Raw genomic sequence first — 17,744 nt, forward strand, 5'->3', positions numbered from 1 at the left:
TATTCGTTATGCATAATTACTTGATCAAGAATGTCTCCATAGTCAACGAAGGTAGGATTAGTACAGCAGATTTACTACTCAAAAACGGGCGGATCGAAAAAATCGGAACAGAACTTCAACCATCCTTTGCTGTCACGGAGATCAACGGTGAAGGTCTGCATTTATTGCCCGGTGTTATCGACGAGCAGTGTCATTTCCGGGAGCCGGGACTAACCCACAAGGCTACCATCTATACGGAGGCAAGAGCCGCGGTAGCCGGGGGCGTTACGTCCTTTATGGAAATGCCGAATACCCTGCCGCCGGTGTTCACCCAGCAACTGCTGGAAGACAAGTATGCCATCGGAGCGCGCAGCTCGCTGGCGAACTATTCTTTTTATATGGGCACCTCCAACGACAATGCGGATGAGGCCTTGCGGACAAATGAGAAGAAGAAGGACATCTGCGGGATCAAGATCTTTATGGGGTCGTCCACGGGCAATCTGCTGGTGGATAACTACCTTACCCTGGACAAGCTTTTTCGCGAAAGTGAAGTGCTCATCGCCACTCATTGCGAGGATGAAAAGATTATCAGACAAAACCTGGAAAGATTTCATAAAGAAGGGCGGGAGTTGGTGGCGGCCGATCATCCCCTGATAAGGAATGAGGAAGCCTGTTTCGAATCATCGCTGACGGCTATCCAATTCGCCAAAAAACACAATAGCCGCTTGCACGTCTTTCATCTGTCTACTGAAAAGGAGATGTCGCTTTTCAGCAATATGCTGCCGCTGGCGGATAAACGCATCACGGCGGAGGTTTGTGTGCATCACCTGCATTTTACCAGTGACGACTATGCGGTATTGGGCAACCGGATCAAGTGTAACCCGGCTATTAAGGCGCCGCATAACCGCGAAGCGCTGTGGAAGGCGCTGCTCGACGACCGGCTCGATCTTATCGCGACGGATCATGCGCCGCATACGCTGACTGAAAAAGGGCTGATGCGGACGGTGGACGGCAGGCTGGTTCCGGATGGAGAGCCCAACGCCTACGAACGGGCGCATGCCGGGTTGCCGCTCGTCCAGCATTCCCTGCTGCTGATGCTCCATTATGTCCGCGAGGGAAGGATCAGCCTGGAGAAGGTGGTGGAAAAGATGAGTCATGCCGTGGCTACCTGTTTCCGCATTGCGGAAAGAGGATTTATCCGGGAAGGTTATTTTGCCGACCTTGTGCTGGTAGACCTCAACCGGCCATCGCGGGTGAGCCCGGCGTCCGTACTCTACAAATGTGGCTGGAGCCCGCTGGAAGGATTCGAATTTCCGGCGACCGTGACCCATACCTTTGTAAACGGCCACCTGGTTTATGGAAATGGGCGCTTCGATGAATCTCAATGGGGGCAGCGCCTGCGATTTGACCTTTAATATACGCCATGGATATCGATAACACTACGTATGAGGACCTTTCCCTTTTCAATAGGGAGGAAGAGTTATCCATCTTTCACAAACTGGATTTTACCCGCACCCGGGGCGGCAAGGATGTTTTGCTGGAGCTTTTCAGCAATCCCTTTAGCAAACCGGGGCCGATAATAGCGACACAGCAGATACTGGCGCTGATAAGGGAAAAGATGGGGGAATGGCCATCCTCGATAAGCAACGGGACGATCATGGTGATGGAGCGTTTCTATGAGACGCAAATAGACCCTATCCCTCACGGCCAGAACCTGCCGGCTGCGCTTGGCTATAAGTTCTTTCACGCGGCGGATTATGCCGTCGTCCGGTATTCGGTGGGACATTTTGCCGATTTCGTCCGGGGTATGAACCAACTAATATCCCTGTTGAATGTCCCGGGTTGTCCGGCGTTGTTGAACGATCTGCTGGAAAGATCACGCCGGCTGCTGGACCAGGATATCCTTCACCAACTGAGAAAGATCGAGTCGGGGACAAAATTGAACCCGGTGCAGGTCATCTATTTCGGACATTATATTCGGCATAGTTTCAAGACTGCCATGGTGTCGCTCATCGATATCTACAATCGGCTCGACGCCTGGTATTCGATGGCAACAGCCATCGAGCGATATCAGCTGAGCTTTCCCGTTTTTCTCGAACAGGAAGACCCCTTCCTGGAGGCAGAGCAGCTATATCACCTCTTGCTGCCCCATCCCGTCGCCTATGACGTAAAACTCGACCGGAATGCCAATTTTATCTTTCTCACCGGGGCCAATATGGCGGGCAAGAGCACGTTCATCCGGAGTGTAGGAGTGGTCGTCTTTCTTGCCCACCTGGGTATGGGGGTGCCGGCCAGGTCGATGCAGCTCACCCTGTTTGACGGCATCCTCAGTAATATCAATGTCGTCGACAACATCAGCAAGGGCGAAAGCTTTTTCTTTAATGAAGTGCAGCGTATCCGGAATACATTGCAGAAGATCGGTACGCAGAAAAAGTGGTTGGTGCTCATCGACGAGCTGTTTAAGGGAACCAATATGCAGGATGCGATGAAGTGTTCGAGCACGGTGATTAAAGGGCTTATCCGCATCCACCGGAGTTTGTTCATCCTTTCCACCCATCTTTACGAGATAGGCGAAGAGCTGAAAGTATATCCCAACATCCTTTTCAGTTATTTCGAGACGACCGTAAAGGACGATCAATTGCAGTTTAGCTATCAGCTAAAGCCGGGTATCAGCAACGACCGCATCGGGTATTTGATCCTCAAAAGGGAGAAGGTGGTGGAGATGCTGGAGAATCTGTAGCGTCGTGCCGTGGAACATTTTTTGTGAAACGTCGTTGCAAATTATTTTCATGCATATCAAAATTTTGGTTAGCTTCATCGGCTAAACCTTATTGATATGTTGGTGAAGACGTTTGGAAGTGCGGTGTATGGAGTGGAGGCTATCACCATCACCGTGGAAGTGAATGTGACTGAAGGCTTGCATACTTTTGTGGTCGGGCTGGCCGACAGCGCAGTAAAAGAAAGCATTCAACGGATAGAGAGCGCAATAAAGAGCAATGGATTTTACATGCCGCGGACCAAGATCGTGGTCAACCTCGCTCCGGCGGGCATTCGGAAATATGGTTCGGCATTCGACCTCCCTATCGCCATCGGCATCCTCGCCGCCAGTGAACAGATTCCCGATGCAGAAAGCCTGAAAGATTATGTGATCATGGGGGAATTGGGTCTGGATGGCAGTATTCATTCTATAAAGGGCGCCCTGCCCATCGCCATACAGGCGCGTAAAGAACAATTCAAAGGACTCATCGTCCCACAAAAAAATGCATCCGAAGCGGCTATCGTCAATCAGGTGAAAGTATTTGCGTTTAGCCACCTGCGGGAAGTGATCGGATTTTTCCGGAACACTTCTTCCATTGACCCCGTCATAGTCGATGTCCGTAAATCCTTCCTTTCCCAAGCTCCATCTTCAGACCTGGACTTCAGCGATGTAAAAGGACAGGAAAATATCAAAAGAGCATTGGAGATCGCCGCAGCAGGCGGCCACAACGCCGTCATGGTAGGACCACCCGGGGCAGGAAAGACGATGTTGGCAAAACGGTTGCCAGGCATTCTACCGCCATTAAGCCTGCAGGAAGCGCTGGAAACAACAAAGATTCATAGCGTAGCCGGCAAGCTGCCGGAAAATACGACCCTGCTTTCTCAACGCCCTTTCCGTTGTCCCCATCATACCATTTCCGGAATGGCGCTGGTGGGAGGGGGTAGTATCCCTCAGCCAGGAGAGATTTCTCTCGCTCATCATGGAGTGCTTTTTCTCGATGAATTGCCGGAGTTTAGCCGGAGTACGCTGGAAATGATGCGACAGCCGATGGAAGACCGGAAAGTGCTGATAAGCCGGGCCGCGCTTTCCGTGGAATTCCCTTCTTCTTTCATTCTTATCGCTTCGATGAACCCTTGTCCTTGTGGCTATTATAACCACCCGGACAAAGAATGCACCTGTCCGCCCGGGGCCGTGTCGAGATACCTTAATAAGATCTCCGGACCTTTGCTCGATCGTATCGATCTCCACGTAGAGGTGGTACCCGTGTCCTATACGACATTGGCTGATCGCGGTGGAGGGGATAATTCACAGCAGATTCGCCAGCGAGTGATAGCAGCGAGGGAACAGCAACGCAAACGCTATGAAAGGGTGTTGCCGCAAGGGATGGGGATACCGGCGCAGGCATCTTCCGGCCTTTACTGTAATGCACAGGTGAGCGGCCGGTTGTTGCACCATTATTGCCGCATCGACGCTGCCGGGGAACAATTGGTGCGGGCGGCCATGGACAAATTGAAGCTGTCGGTTCGGGCCCACGATCATATCCTGAAGATAGGCAGGACGATCGCTGATCTTTCGGGTAGTGAATGTATCCGGGCAGAACATCTTGCCGAGGCCATCCAATTCAGGGGTCTCGACAGAGAGGGCTGGGCGGGATAGCCGAATCGCTGTTCCACGCGGCGATGGCACGAAGGTCTGACGGTGGCGATCAGACCGGTTTCGCCGACGGGTAGTCGATGGGGACCTTTATCAGACGATAGACATAATTGGTAAAACTCATAACATTGATGAGCACAAACAAATCCATGATAGCGGCATCGTTGTATCCAAGGGCGGAGAAGTCGCGAAGCAGCGCGTCGGCGACCTCGCCTTTGTTTTCGATGACCGATCGAACGATCGCATAGATCACCTGCCACTTTTTGTCGGGGTGGTTGCCGGCGCGGATGGCGAGGGTGTCTTCTTCTTTCCAGCCGGCTTTGAGTGCGCTGGCGGTATGCGAGGCAAGACAATATTCGCAACCGTTCAGCTGTGAGACGATGAGAAAGATGCCTTCGCGGTCGCGGACATGAAAGGTGTTCTTCGCCTGCCCGCGGGAATATTGCACGTAGGTGACAAGGGCATTGGCGGAATAGCCGATAGTAGCGTAAAGGTTGGGCATTTTCCCGCCGGACTGCTGAAACTGATCGTAGAGCACCTGTGCTTCGGGCGCCAGCTGGTCACGGGAAGGGACAACGAAAGGAAGCATATGCGAATAATTAGGATGCTAAGTTACCAATCGTTTCCGGATCATACCGGACAAAGAAATTGAGCCAGATGGTCCTGGACAGGCGCATCAGCACGGGCTGCAGCAGAAGCAGGAGGATACCGTTGACACCCATCCACCAAAAGAGCCTGTTGTCCTGCAACGACATCCCGATCAACACCTTCCAGGCGATGAAGCTGGCGACACAAACCGCGATAGCAAGGGCATAACTGACATAACCCGTACCAAACCAGAAGCCAACCTCTATCTCGAATGGCTGCCCACAGACGGGGCAGTGCTCGTTCATCTTCATAAACCGTTTCAGGTGATACGGGTTAGGGTCGATGAAAAGCGGCCCCCTGCGACACCGGGAGCACCTGTTGTGCAGGATGCTGCCAATCAGGCTGGGCCTGTGATGAGAATGTTCATGATCAATTTTATCGGCACACATACAAGGGATATTTTATTACCACACAAAGGTACTAAGCCGCCATCCCCGGGTATTGTGCTATTCCGGACTTAAATGGTACTTTTTACGTTTTTCCGCATGGCTACCCCCGATGAGCAGGATGGCGCCGTCGGTGACGAATACGTTGGGACAGGCATGCAGCTGATTCCATTTGTTGAGGAGGGAGGTCTTCGGGTCTTTCCCCATGCGAACGCCCCCCATTTCGTGGATGTCCAGGCCGGGCGCTTGTCCCGAATCACCGGTCTTGATGTTGGTGAAGCCAGCAGCCGTATACATGTCCGTCATCTGTTTAAAAAAGTCCTTCAGCATTTTTTCGTCGTTGTCATCGTAGCTGATATTGATCTTCAGCTGAGGGATACCCCAGGCATCTTTCCGGCTGTCATCCAGGCTAACGGTATTTGTTTCCTTGGGAATGGTTTCGCCCATCATATGCGAGCCAACCCACCAGGGTCCCAGGCGTCCGCTGTTGAGATTGTTTTTCAAGGCAAGACCAAACCCTTCGGTCGGGTGATCGAAGCCGCGGAAAGCGGAGAACCCGGCGGCATACCCGCGGAGAAAGCTGGCGTCCTTGTCCTGCTGGAAGACGTTGCGGAAACGGGGGATATAGGCGCCGGTAGGGCGGCGGCCGTCCGTGGTAGAATCTTTAAAACCGTCGTATTCGGCGGAAATATGTATTCGAACGTTTCTTTTGTGTTGGCGTCAATGATCCTCACCCCGGTGGCCCGGTTTTTTCTCTCATCATAAAGAATGGAGTCAACGACGGAAAAGGGGCGGAGGGTCAGGTAGCCGGTGCGCTCGGCCCAGGGTATGGTGGTGGAATTGGTATTACCAGGGCGCCAGGTCTTTATACCGGATAGGCCAGTCGACCGCAAAGCCGTCGCGGGCAGGGCCTTCAAAGTCGAAGTCGCTCCAGCGCTGGGTCTGGCGGGCCCATAGGAGCGATTTGCCACCCACCTGATAGCCGCGGATCCAGTCGAAGGGCTTCTCCTGTACAGTGGTGGGATAATCCTTGAGATGGCGTACTTCTCGACCCCGTTCGAGCACGAGGGTCTTGTAGCCTTTTTCCGTGAACTCTTTGGCAGCGGCCGGGCAAAGGAGTCACCGTCGGAGGTCTTTGCTGCGGCATCGAATTGCTGCATGCCCTTCAGAAATTTCGCCCGGTCGTCCGCGGTGGCGCAATCATCGAGCATTTTCAGTACGAATAAATGTGCCGATACTTCTTTCGCACCAGGTGTGTCTGTGGTTGGAATAAGGGTAGCTGTCAGTTCTTCCATTAATCGCTGCTGGTCGGGGTCCAGGCGGAAATTCCGGAGTTGGACTCCTTTACCGCCCTGGTTTTGGAGACAGGAGGAAAGCAGGGCTGCGCCTGCAGAAAGGATAGCAATTGGGTGATGGCGGTGCGTCGGTTGATCCTCATCTCCCCGAATATACAATTTTAGTAGTGTAGCACCTACGCAATTTTCTTAGCTGAAACCAGGGATTCCGAATTATAAACGGGCCTATTGTTATCGAGAGGTACGGGCTGATCCTTGTAGAATACGGACCGCATCATCAGCAGGGCCGTACCTACCATGATCTTTAGATCGAGGGTAAGACTCACATTGCGGACATAATAAGAATCCCATTGATAGCGGCGGAAAATGCTTTCGAAACTCGTGGCAGGTCCGCGATATCCTCTCACCTGTGAGAGTCCGGTAATGCCAGGACGGGCCATATTACGAAACTGGTAATTGGATACCAGGTTGGCAAATTCATTAGAATCCTTTAACATATGCGGCCTGGGCCCTACAATGCTCATATGCCCCAAAAGGACATTGATGAACTGCGGAAGCTCATCCAGGCAGGTGTTGCGGAGGAACCAGCCGATGCGGGTAACCCGGGGATCATTGCGGGAAGCCCGGCGGGTATCGGCGTAATCATTGACATACATCGTCCTGAACTTATAGCAATAGAAGGTTTTTCCAAGGAAGCCCACTCTCTTCTGCTTGAACAGCACAGGGCCCCTGGAATCCAATTTGATCAATACATATAGTAGGGGAAACAACCAGGGAAAAATGAGAAGGAGGACTACAAGAGAAGTGGTAATATCCATTATTCTCTTGACAACCAAATAATTGTACCTGTCACTCCAATACTCGCGAATAAACTGCCATTTACCTTTTTCCCAGTTTTCGGGGCAACGAACGGACGATTCAACAATTGTGCTCTGCATGTTACGAAGGATTGGTTTTTCGTTTTCTGATAACGTTCTCTACTGCAACTCAACCATAGCGGCATAACGGATGCAAATAAGCAGTTATTCGGTACGATAGCAAGAACGGTGCCATCGGCGTTTTCTGATCCGGACCTGATTCCGCGCGCAGGGTCATGTCGGGGTTGCTGGAAAGCGTATCTCAGGCGTCTTTGACAATGTTCAAAATAAAAACGTTGCATCGGAAGCTGTTAAATAAATTAACGTTAAAAGTCGTTTTTACACGTTTAACAGCAATAAGACACGAATTAAGCGCTTTTAGGCATGCTTAAGCCCGAAATGAGCACATTTGCACGCGACAAAAAAAATGAAAAATAATTGGCTTAGTTGAGCATATTCTTAGGTTCGATGAGTTCGCCGGCGAGGGTGGGCGTCGGCACATCGTCGATAATGATAAACTTGCTCAGAATATACGAGAAGGTTTGCATGGCGGTAAAGTGGACGATGCGAAGGTCGAGCCAGAAGTTTGCATTGCGCACATAGAATGCATCCCATTGATATCGCCTGAAGATCTTGTCGAAGCTTTGAGCAGGGCCACGATAGCCCTTCACCTGCGCCAGACCTGTGATGCCGGGTTTCATCAGGTTGCGAAGCTTGTAGGAGTCTACTACACGGGAGAAGCTTGCGCAATCCTTGTACATATGCGGACGGGGACCCACAATGCTCATCTGCCCTACGAGAACGTTGAGGAATTGTGGAAGCTCATCCAGATTGGATTTGCGAAGAAACCTACCCATCCGGGTGATGCGGGGGTCATCATCGGTAGCCTGTTTGGTATTGGCTTCCGCGTTAACATACATCGTCCTGAACTTAAGACAAGGGAATGACTTTCCCAGGAAACCTACTCTCTTCTGTATGAAAAAGACAGGACCCCGCGAATCAAGCCTGATGAGAATATATAAAATTGGAAAAAGCCAGCTAAAAACGAAGATCAATACGCAAGCGGAGAAGACAACATCAAATATTCTTTTGATAATTAAGTAGTTACGCCTTTCACTTAAATAATGCCTCAGATTCACGGCGCGTCCTTCTGTCTGATCATCTGCCTTAACAAATTCTTGAGTCAGCCGCTTGCTTTCAATCATAAGACCGAGGTTTATTGATTTTGTCCGTTTTGTAAATCTGCGTGCAAATTACGCTAAATTAATTAATTAGATGTTTAACCTACCAGATAGGTAAGACGTTTTTCTTGGCCTTTGGTTTAAAGACCCTATAACAGTTTTTTTACTTACTTATTGCTGATAGGAACTAAAATTTGTTCTGGAAGCAACCGGCGAAACACTTGACTGCGTTTGACATAATAAGCTTTCACATAGCAAGCTGCAAAGAAACTCAATAATTCCAGGAATAAAAATACTACTAACTGGTAGGGCATAACCTTGTCCCGTCAGCGGGGCGATCAATTTAAAAAAAATTGAATGTGTTGGCTACCCGCACGCGATTGAAGATCAAAATTAAATCATCCAATGAGGATCGGAATCTTAGGTACTCGGGGTATTCCCAATAACTATGGGGGCTTTGAGCAGTTTGCGCAGTTTCTCTCGGTTGGCCTTGTACAACGGGGACATTCGGTTTGGGTATACAATTCGAGTAATCACCCTTACAGGGAAAAAGAATGGGAAGGCGTACATATCATTCGCTGCACCGATTGGGAAAACTATATCGGGTCGGCAGGACAATTCGTATATGATTATAATTGTCTGAAAGATGCGCGTAAAAGGGGCTTCGATGTGTTGTTGCAGCTGGGATATACCAGCAATTCGGTGTGGCACCGCCTGTGGCCGAAGGATGCGCTAAACGTCATCAACATGGACGGGCTGGAATGGAAGCGCAGCAAATACGGGCCGCTGACAAGGAAATTTCTTCTCCACGCTGAAAAATGGGCCGCGCAACATGGTGACATACTGGTAGCCGATAGTACCAATATCCGCGATTACCTGGAAAAAAGATACCATCGGCCACTCGCTCATATCCCTTATGGCGCCGAAATTCCCGAATACTATGTGGCCGGCAATCTGGGCCGGTGGGGATTGGACAAGCAGGATTATTTTCTGCTGATGGCCCGGATGGAGCCTGAAAATAATATCGAAATGATCATCCGCGGCTGGCTTGCTGCCGACAGGAAAAAACCGTTGGTATTGATCGGCAACCCGGGCAATGCTTTCGGCAGCTATCTGCAAAAAACCTACCGGAAGGACGATCTGCTTTTTGTAGGCGGAATTTACGACGCTGAGGTAGCCAATGCCCTGCGGCATTATTCTTCTTTCTATTTTCACGGCCATTCGGTTGGCGGGACCAATCCTTCGCTGTTGGAGGCGATGGCTTGTGAATGCGCGATCCTCGCCCATAATAACTCTTTCAACAAGACGATACTGGGGAAAGAAGCGGGTTATTTTGCGTCCGAAGATGATATTGCGGGTCTGCTCGAACGATTGCCGGAGCAGCAGATCATCGATGAATGGAAGCAGGTGAATACAGAAAAGATCCGTAACATGTACACCTGGGAGGGAATTGTGGATAGCTACGAACAACTGTTTGCGGACAACCTGCAGGGAAAGAAGCGGACCGATGGTAAATTACAGGTATTATGACAGAGAAAAACACCTCATCAGAAGATTATATTTCCTTTGCCGGTCTTCAACTATTCTTTGTTCATACTCTCCGTTTTTTCTTCCAATGCCTGCATCAGGTCGGTGCTATATTCAGGAAGGGCTATCTGTCGCTGACCTTTGGGGTTATCCTGGGTGCCTTGGCCGGGTGGCAGTATTATTCGTTTGCCGGAAAGAATTACAAGGTATCCATGCTGGTTGAATATAATACCCTGGATAAGGTGGCCTATATGAACATCATCGATCAGCTGAACCTGCTGGTCCGGTCGGGCTCGAAGGAGCAGTTAGCGCAGCAGCTGCAGCTCTCACCCGTGCTTGCGGATAGGGTAAATAGTCTTGGGACCCAGAACCTCCTCGGCCAGACCCTGGATAAGGACGCGACGGAGAGCCGGTTCTTCCGGATAGTGGCGGGGCTGAGGTCTCCTTCCGGGGCCGACAGCATCGGAGAAGCATTGATCAACTATATCAATGGCCTTCCCTATCTCAAAAAAGAAATGGACGAACAAGGGCGGATATGGCACGAACGGCTCGATTATCTGCAGGGGGAAATGGTGAAGATCGACTCGCTGAAGAAAGAATATTTCGACCCCGCATCTCTCTATAGGCAATCCAATTCGCTGGACAGTCTGAAAACCGAGATCAACAACTACCTTATTCACCGGGATAAGGCCTTGGCTAAGATCACGGCATTCCGGCCCACCGAAAATCCGCAGTCGGTGACCATGACCAAATCCATCACTGCCTGGACCGCACTGGGTTTCGTGGCGGCTTTTATCATTGTCACGCTTCGGGAATTAAAGAAAAAAATAAATGTAATTTAGGGAGTGGTCGATCTCTTCAAACTCTTATGCTACCAGGCCGTCTACTATGCCGTGAAATGCATCCCGGCCCGGCAGCAGCCACGGCGATTGCTGCTGGTAAAGACAGATGAGATAGGCGACTATATGCTCATCCGGAATCTGCTGGGTGCTTTCAGGAGATCGAATGCCTACGGGAGCCACCACATAACGTTTGTCGGCAACATAGCTTTCCGGCAGCTGTTCGAAGCCTTCGATGCCCGGGCAGCAGACGAAGCCATATGGCTGGATAAGCTGCGATTCAGGCGGAATCTGTTCTACCGGTTCGCCATTTTAAAAAGACTGCGGCAGGCAGGGTTTTCCGATGCCGTAAATCTCATCTATTCCCGCAGCTTCCGGATGGACGACCTGCTCGTGGCCGTCAGCACCTCTTCGAATAATATTGCCATGAAGACGACGGATCTCCCGGCATCGGCGATCGAGCGGAGGCTGACTCCCCGCCGGCTTTATCACCGGCTGGAGGATGCGGGTGAGGAGACGGTATTCGACGCTATCCGCAATGCGCGGTTCATCTATGGCATCCTGGGCATGAACCCGGACCCCGTAACCACGCGACTGGCGGCGAGCGTGCCCCCTACTAATATATCCCTGCCCCGGGCCTATTTCGTCGTAGTCCCGGGCGCCGGCAACAGGAAGAAGCGGTGGCCGACGGAGAATTTTGTGGCCGTAGCCCGGCATCTGTCCCTGCAATACGGCCTCACGCCGGTGATCTGCGGGTCAGCAGCCGACCGGCAGGACACCGAACCCTTATCTACCGCATTGAGTGGGACGGCAATTGATCTCGCCGATGGATCGGCAATTGATCTTACCGGACGGACTTCGCTTGTCGGGCTGCTTGCCGTCCTAAAAGGCGCGCATTGTCTCATCAGCGTGGACACAGGCGCCGTCCACCTGGCTGCGGCAGTGGGGTGCCCGGTGTTCGGTCTCTTCAGTGGTTTTCATTACGGCAGGTTTGCCCCTTATCCCCGTGAGATGGCAACGCATTTCTTTGCGATCTATCCCGACTCTACGGAGGAAAAAGTAAGGGTCGGCCTGCTCGTCCCGCGCGAAGTATCGATGAACCTGATAAGCGAAATACCCGCTGAAAAGGTTATCCGCGTAATAAAGACGGCGTTGCAGCCCGTGCAGGGGAGGGAGCTTCAAATTGACTGACTATGTTTTATACCGCAGCCTGGTGTACCAGTGACGAATCAACCTTCCGCAGGCAGTTGCCGCTCGAGCTGCTTGGCGAGAGCCTGAAAAGGTTCGGCTCTTCCATCCCTTTCCATATCGTGCTGCTGGAAGGGATCGAATTGCTTTCGGCGGGTTACCTGCGGATGCTGGAGGAGATGGGTTTCACCGTAATCGATTATTCCGCGGGGTTTGCCAGCATCGTCGCCGCCTATCCGAACATCGACGCACAGCACAGCCGGTACGAGCGCAATTGCCTGCTGCGGTGGCTCGCATTCCGCGAACTGTTCGAAGGACATCCGGACAAGCCGGCCCAATTCTGGCACCTGGACAGCGATATTCTCCTGCATGTTTCGCTGGACGAGCTGGCCCGGGATACTGCCGGTAAAACCTTTATGTTGCAGGGCTGCCCCGTACTGCTGACGGTTTCCGACCAAGGGTGGTTCGACATTTATGAGGCCAACCTGCGGGAGCTGGATCGTGATCCGGCCGGGTATTCCGCCGCCGCCGCCGCGGAAAAAGCGCTGTGTCGGGCTAACGACCGGATGCTCGCCAATAATTCCTTTTACCGGAATCCCATAGGCCACGACCAGGATCTGCTGGAGTATCTTATCTCCAGCAGGCGGCTTCCGCAGGACGACCGCTCGGTCATCTATCGATCGGATTTATTTTTTATCGAAAACCCGCTGTCGCTCAACGTTGGCGGGTTCGATAACCAGGGCGAGGCCAACCTCCATTTTGAAATGAAGGAAGACGGGAAAATTCTGGCCGGGAAGAAACAGGTTCCCTTCATGCACTATCAGAACAATTTTGCACGGTATGCCCAGGTCTACCTGGTACTGAAACAGTGGCATGTCCCCGAAGGAGTCATCAGGATGTTGTTGCGTTACCAAATCGATGAAGCCAGGTTCGGGACGACACTGGCTTTCCGGGTCTTGTCGAAGCTGTGGTTTGGATCTCATCCCGCATGGGGCAGAAGCGTCGTCATGAAGCGCCTGTCGGCCGGTGTAAATGGACAGACCCCGGCCGATGTGCTCAATTTTCTGACCCTTTATTCCAGCTTCCGGTCATGAATCGAATGTTCATCAATAGGCTGGTGACGGTGCTGTCGCTCGACATCCTCGTAAAGGCATCCGCGATCGTCCTGCTGCCTGTCTATCTGCACCTGATGACCCAGGAACAGTATGGGATATTCAACTATACCCTTTCCATTGCCTATTCCTTTTCCGCCATCCTCAACCTGGGGCTCTATATTCCACAAAGTAAGCTCTATCATGATGAACAAGACCCGCAACAACGCGGAAAGCTCATCTATTCCATCAACCTCCTGCTGCTGGCGGGGTTGTTAGTGTTCGTCCTGCCGGCTTATTTCTTCGGGCTCGATCATTATGCCGTGCGGTTCCTGTTCAGGAATCCGATACACTACGACCAGTATCGCCCCTGGATCCTGCTGCTGACCCTGACCTCGCTTTTCGCCTATATGCTGAGTAATTTCTTCTACACATCCGAGAAGATAGACAGTATAAAAAAATACAGTCTTTTCCGGGTTATTGGCATCAACAGCATCAGCATCCTTGCATTGTACTTCCTGCGGGCCCGTGATCCCATCGAGCTGCGGTTTATCGCCATCGGCGCCGTTGAGCTCATCCTTCTGCTGGCGTTTTATGGCAGCTATATCGGGAAGATGGTGAGGGTAATCGATTGGCAGCTGATAATGAAATGCCTGAAACTGGCCTTGCCGGTGATGCTCTCCGCCGTGTTTGGCATCATCATCAATTTCGGTGATAAATTCTTCCTCGAAAAACATGTAAGCTATGCCGCTCTGTCGGTGTATTACCTGGCTACGGCATGTGCCGGCGTCATCGCCCTGCTGTCCACTTCCCTGCAGAATGTCTGGCTCCCGTTATTTTTCAAGGAAAAAGACCTGCTGAACAATTTGCGCAAGACGAGAAAGCTGGTCGGCCGCCTGGTATGGATACTCGTTGCATTGTCCGTTGCCATCATGGCCGGGGTAATGGTCTGCCTGCAGCTGAACCTAATACCAAAATCTTATTCGGAGATCGTTTACCTGCTTCCGCTGCTGCTGGCCGGGCAGATCGTCATCTGCGTGGCGCTTTTGTATAGCAACTATCTTGTCTATTTCGAGCGAACTTCATTAATATTGTGGTCAGGGCTTGGTGTTTCCCTGACCAGCACGCTGCTGAACATGACCCTGATCCCGGTGTGGAAGGCCTACGGGGCCGCAACGACGCTGCTGGTTTCGAATGGCTGTTATCTCGTTATTTATTATTTGATTGTCCGGTATTATAAAAAAAGGCGATGAACAGCATCCCCCTTCGCTTTAACATATATCTTCCCGCTGCCATTCTCTATTTCTTTTTGAATGGCTTCCTTCTGCCGGTGGGTCTGCTTTACACCACGCTGCTGGCGCCGGTGTTGCTTTTCTGGATTGCCCGCTACCGTAACATCAACTATTTTCTTGTTTATTTCCTGCTGGTCATCCCTTTCGTCATCGCCCATTCGACTGACGGCATCGAAGACGGAAGATTTTACCTGTATTCGATAGCGCTTTCCTTCACCGTACTGGTCTTCTGCATCGCTTTTCACCAGTATCTTCTCTTTTGTCACAGCTTGCGGGACATTTATAAAAAAATACTGCTGATCAATGCCGGCTTGGTCCTGGTCGCGCTTGGATTTCTATTTCTTCCATCCATGCGAACAGTATTCTGGAACGCCAATACCTTGTCCCTGGGTCCGGTAGACCTGCTGCGGTTGAAGATGCTGACCTACGAGCCTTCGTATTATTCTCTCTTGTTTGCGCCGATCGCTATATACTATCTGCTGAAAGTGTTAAGACGCGAGCTGCCCCGCCCGGTGGTTTATTGCGTGCTGGTGCTCGTACCACTTTTCCTGTCCCTTTCCTTTGGGGTGATACTGGGTATTGCCCTGGCCCTTTTTCTGCTGTTGATCGTGCACGCCAAAACGCTGATCTTCGACACCAAAAACAAGGGCTATTTTATCACAGGCGGGGTATTGGCAGTGGCGGTGGTGGGTTTCTTTCTCTTCTTTTTCCCCGACAATGTGTTTTTCCGGCGACTGCAAAATATCGCCGCAGGACAAGACACTTCTTTCAATGGCAGAACCTGGGATTCTTTTATCCTGAGCGTAGAAATAGCCCGCAAAAAGAGCATTCTCTGGGGCGCCGGCTTCGGCCAGGTGAAAGTGCTTGGCCTCGATGTTTTCCGGAATTTCTATCGTACGCACAATTTTACCGTACACGATGTGGCTATCCCGAACAGTATCGGCGATCTGCTGGCAACACTCGGTTTGTTTGGCGTTGGGATAAAATTATTCCTGGAGACGTATTTCTTTTTCAAGACGCGGGTTTTTTCCAACTACTACCGGCTGGCCTTGTTCCTGTTTATCTTCGTGTACCAGTTTTCCGGTAGCTTTATTATGAATATAGTGGAGTATGTCATCTGGATACTGGCTTTCACCCCAGGGCTGTTCCCGGAATTTGATAAAAAACCTGCCTTATGAACGTACTTTTCATCGCCAGGGCCTCCTTGTACACCAACAGAGGCGGGGATACGATACAGCTGCTGAAAACGGCTGAATATCTCGGGAAATTGGGCGTAAAGGTGGACATCCGGCTAACGGACGAGGAGATCGATTATTCCGGCTATCAGCTGCTCCATTTTTTTAATATTATCCGGCCGGCCGATATCCTGAAGCATATCCGACAATCTTCCAAACCGTATGTTGTTTCTCCCATCTATGTGGATTATGCAGAAGCCGACCAATACGCGCGAAGAGGGCCGGCAAGACTGTTGCTGCGGTTCTTTTCGGTGTACCAGGCTGAATATATCAAAGTCATCGCCAGGCAGCTGTTCAATGGGGAAAAGATCGTCAGTCTCTCCTATTTATGGTTGGGCCAGCGGCGATCGATGCGTCGCATCCTGAAACGGGCCGCGCTGCTGCTGCCGAATTCGGAGGCCGAGTACAGCCGGCTTCAACGGCGATTGGCAATCACCTGCCCCTACCGGGTCATTCCGAATGCTATCGACCCTGCTGTTTTCCGGCTGCCGGCCGATCCGCCTGCCAGGGAGGACGACCTGGTGCTCTGCGTGGGAAGGATAGAAGGGATGAAGAATCAGCTCAACCTCATCAGGGCAGTCAACGGGTCTTCCTTCCGGCTTATCCTGATTGGGGCGCCGGCAGTCAACCAGCCGGCCTACTATGAGGAATGCCGGAAATCCGCAGGAGCCGCAATCACCTTTATCGATGCGGTGTCACAAAAAGAGCTTGCCTTTTACTACAGCCGCGCGAGGGTGCATGCCCTGCCCAGCTGGTTCGAGACCACCGGGCTCAGTTCGCTGGAAGCCGCGGCGATGGGCTGCAGCATCGTCATTACGGATAAGGGCGATACGCGGGAATATTTCGCAGCCGAGGCCTGTTACTGCGACCCGGCATCTCCAGCCTCCATTCGGGAAGCGCTGGAAAAGGCGGCAAAAGAAGGCCCGTCGGAGACGCTGCGGGAGAAGATCATGACGCAATATACCTGGCCGATTACGGCAATCAAGACCCTCGAAGCCTACAAAATGGTGCTTAGCGCAGCATCCGGGAAATAGTAATGGCCATCACCTGTTTGACATAATATAGCCGGTGGGCCAGCTTCCGGGAAGGAAGGTATTTATCCTTGATCCGCATCGTTTCCAAACAGGCCAGCCGCCACTGCACGTCGCTCACTCCACCCCACCGCATATGGGCCAGCACGCCGGGAACATGCACAAAATCCCGGCCGGCCATCGCCAGGCGAAGAAGAAAGTCGTAGTCCATCGCGCATCGGTATTGCTCATCGAACAACCCAAACTCCTGATAACATTCCCGCCGGACGAACACCGTCGGGTGATTGATGGACATCTCCCTGCCGAGACGACGGTGATCCCCCTTAACGATGCCGCCTGCCCGATCTTTGTGCCACAGCTGAAGATCCCCATAGGCAACATCGTACCCCTCGATGGCGCGGACCGCTCTTTCAACCGCATCCGGCGCGTACCAGTCATCCGCATTGATCATCCCGACGATGGCGCCCCGGGCCCTCAGGACCCCCTTGTTAAAGGCGTCACTGATCCCCTTGTCCTTTTCACTGATCACCGTCGTGACAGCGGATCCAAATTGCCGGATGACAGCAAGCGTGCTATCCGTAGAGCCACCGTCGATGATGATATATTCTATGTTGCGATAGGTCTGTTCCGCCACGCTGCGTACAGTATCGGCTATATGCCGCTCACCGTTGTAAACGACCGTAATAATGGAAACCAGCGGTGCCGGGCTCATACTATTTGGAAAACTTTAACGTTCTACCCTCGCGGCAAAGATCGTCCAAAACTACCCAAAAAGACATAATTT

Annotated in this window: 19 protein-coding genes and 1 pseudogene; 11 read left to right on the plus strand and 9 right to left on the minus strand. The window is 51.7% G+C overall.

Features of this window, described 5'->3' with window-relative positions:
- The first annotated feature begins 8 nt into the window (after positions 1–8).
- From IEY39_RS16260 to IEY39_RS16270, 3 genes are all read left to right on the plus strand, one after another.
- Positions 9–1,394 (plus strand): dihydroorotase, encoded by a 1,386-nt coding sequence (locus tag IEY39_RS16260; protein ID WP_188933413.1) that lies wholly within the window; start codon positions 9–11, stop codon positions 1,392–1,394.
- Positions 1,395–1,402: 8 nt separating this feature from the next.
- On the plus strand, positions 1,403–2,719 hold the full coding sequence (locus tag IEY39_RS16265; RefSeq protein WP_188933415.1) for a MutS-related protein: 1,317 nt from the start codon (positions 1,403–1,405) through the stop codon (positions 2,717–2,719).
- A gap of 96 nt (positions 2,720–2,815) precedes the next feature.
- On the plus strand, positions 2,816–4,393 hold the full coding sequence (locus tag IEY39_RS16270; RefSeq protein ID WP_188933417.1) for a YifB family Mg chelatase-like AAA ATPase: 1,578 nt from the start codon (positions 2,816–2,818) through the stop codon (positions 4,391–4,393).
- Positions 4,394–4,442: 49 nt separating this feature from the next.
- Here IEY39_RS16270 and IEY39_RS16275 read toward each other — a convergent pair whose 3' ends face one another.
- Genes IEY39_RS16275 through IEY39_RS29840 form a run of 3 tightly spaced genes read right to left on the minus strand, consistent with a single transcriptional unit; the run spans position 4,443 to position 5,928 of the window.
- Positions 4,443–4,979, minus strand: a complete 537-nt coding sequence (locus IEY39_RS16275) for a carboxymuconolactone decarboxylase family protein (RefSeq protein ID WP_188933418.1) — start codon at positions 4,977–4,979, stop codon at positions 4,443–4,445.
- Positions 4,980–4,989: 10 nt separating this feature from the next.
- Positions 4,990–5,427, minus strand: coding sequence for a DUF983 domain-containing protein (locus IEY39_RS16280; protein ID WP_188933419.1), 438 nt, complete (start codon positions 5,425–5,427; stop codon positions 4,990–4,992).
- 57 nt (positions 5,428–5,484) lie between these two features.
- Positions 5,485–5,928, minus strand: coding sequence for a GMC family oxidoreductase (locus tag IEY39_RS29840; protein WP_229688938.1), 444 nt, complete (start codon positions 5,926–5,928; stop codon positions 5,485–5,487).
- 24 nt (positions 5,929–5,952) lie between these two features.
- Between IEY39_RS29840 and IEY39_RS29845 the strand changes: the two genes are divergently transcribed.
- On the plus strand, positions 5,953–6,189 hold the full coding sequence (locus IEY39_RS29845) for a hypothetical protein (RefSeq protein ID WP_229688939.1): 237 nt from the start codon (positions 5,953–5,955) through the stop codon (positions 6,187–6,189).
- Between the two features lie 81 nt (positions 6,190–6,270).
- Here the strand turns inward: IEY39_RS29845 and IEY39_RS29850 are convergent, their stop codons facing one another.
- From IEY39_RS29850 to IEY39_RS16305, 5 genes and pseudogenes are all read right to left on the minus strand, one after another.
- Positions 6,271–6,489, minus strand: a complete 219-nt coding sequence (locus IEY39_RS29850; RefSeq protein ID WP_229688940.1) for a hypothetical protein — start codon at positions 6,487–6,489, stop codon at positions 6,271–6,273.
- Between the two features lie 101 nt (positions 6,490–6,590).
- Positions 6,591–6,719, minus strand: a pseudogene (locus IEY39_RS30250) (gluconate 2-dehydrogenase subunit 3 family protein); the annotation flags it as partial.
- Complete coding sequence (locus tag IEY39_RS16295; protein ID WP_188934009.1) at positions 6,719–6,862, minus strand: hypothetical protein; 144 nt, start codon at positions 6,860–6,862, stop codon at positions 6,719–6,721. The pseudogene IEY39_RS30250 and the gene IEY39_RS16295, both read right to left, overlap by 1 nt.
- A 33-nt stretch (positions 6,863–6,895) precedes the next feature.
- Complete coding sequence (locus IEY39_RS16300) at positions 6,896–7,657, minus strand: sugar transferase (protein WP_188933420.1); 762 nt, start codon at positions 7,655–7,657, stop codon at positions 6,896–6,898.
- Between the two features lie 362 nt (positions 7,658–8,019).
- Positions 8,020–8,781: a sugar transferase gene (locus IEY39_RS16305; RefSeq protein WP_188933421.1), complete on the minus strand. Its 762-nt coding sequence runs from the start codon at positions 8,779–8,781 to the stop codon at positions 8,020–8,022.
- 381 nt (positions 8,782–9,162) lie between these two features.
- Here IEY39_RS16305 and IEY39_RS16310 point away from each other — a divergent pair, with 381 nt between their 5' ends.
- Genes IEY39_RS16310 through IEY39_RS16340 form a run of 7 tightly spaced genes read left to right on the plus strand, consistent with a single transcriptional unit; the run spans position 9,163 to position 16,963 of the window.
- Positions 9,163–10,287 carry a DUF1972 domain-containing protein gene (locus IEY39_RS16310; RefSeq protein WP_188933422.1) on the plus strand — a complete coding sequence of 375 codons (1,125 nt, stop codon included), beginning with the start codon at positions 9,163–9,165 and terminating at the stop codon, positions 10,285–10,287.
- On the plus strand, positions 10,284–11,126 hold the full coding sequence (locus IEY39_RS16315; RefSeq protein ID WP_188933424.1) for a hypothetical protein: 843 nt from the start codon (positions 10,284–10,286) through the stop codon (positions 11,124–11,126). Before IEY39_RS16310 ends, IEY39_RS16315 begins: the two co-directional genes overlap by 4 nt.
- A 3-nt stretch (positions 11,127–11,129) precedes the next feature.
- Positions 11,130–12,314: a glycosyltransferase family 9 protein gene (locus tag IEY39_RS16320; protein ID WP_188933426.1), complete on the plus strand. Its 1,185-nt coding sequence runs from the start codon at positions 11,130–11,132 to the stop codon at positions 12,312–12,314.
- 2 nt (positions 12,315–12,316) lie between these two features.
- Positions 12,317–13,405, plus strand: coding sequence for a hypothetical protein (locus tag IEY39_RS16325; protein ID WP_188933428.1), 1,089 nt, complete (start codon positions 12,317–12,319; stop codon positions 13,403–13,405).
- On the plus strand, positions 13,402–14,655 hold the full coding sequence (locus tag IEY39_RS16330; RefSeq protein WP_188933430.1) for a lipopolysaccharide biosynthesis protein: 1,254 nt from the start codon (positions 13,402–13,404) through the stop codon (positions 14,653–14,655). The genes IEY39_RS16325 and IEY39_RS16330 overlap by 4 nt, the downstream gene beginning before the upstream one ends.
- Positions 14,652–15,872: a hypothetical protein gene (locus IEY39_RS16335; protein WP_188933433.1), complete on the plus strand. Its 1,221-nt coding sequence runs from the start codon at positions 14,652–14,654 to the stop codon at positions 15,870–15,872. Before IEY39_RS16330 ends, IEY39_RS16335 begins: the two co-directional genes overlap by 4 nt.
- Positions 15,869–16,963, plus strand: a complete 1,095-nt coding sequence (locus IEY39_RS16340; RefSeq protein WP_188933435.1) for a glycosyltransferase family 4 protein — start codon at positions 15,869–15,871, stop codon at positions 16,961–16,963. The genes IEY39_RS16335 and IEY39_RS16340 overlap by 4 nt, the downstream gene beginning before the upstream one ends.
- Here IEY39_RS16340 and IEY39_RS16345 read toward each other — a convergent pair.
- Positions 16,941–17,672 (minus strand): glycosyltransferase family 2 protein, encoded by a 732-nt coding sequence (locus IEY39_RS16345; protein WP_188933437.1) that lies wholly within the window; start codon positions 17,670–17,672, stop codon positions 16,941–16,943. The two genes, IEY39_RS16340 and IEY39_RS16345, sit on opposite strands and share 23 nt — an antisense overlap.
- Positions 17,673–17,744: the final 72 nt, after the last annotated feature.

This window comes from Puia dinghuensis (assembly GCF_014642875.1).
GTDB lineage: Bacteria > Bacteroidota > Bacteroidia > Chitinophagales > Chitinophagaceae > Puia > Puia dinghuensis.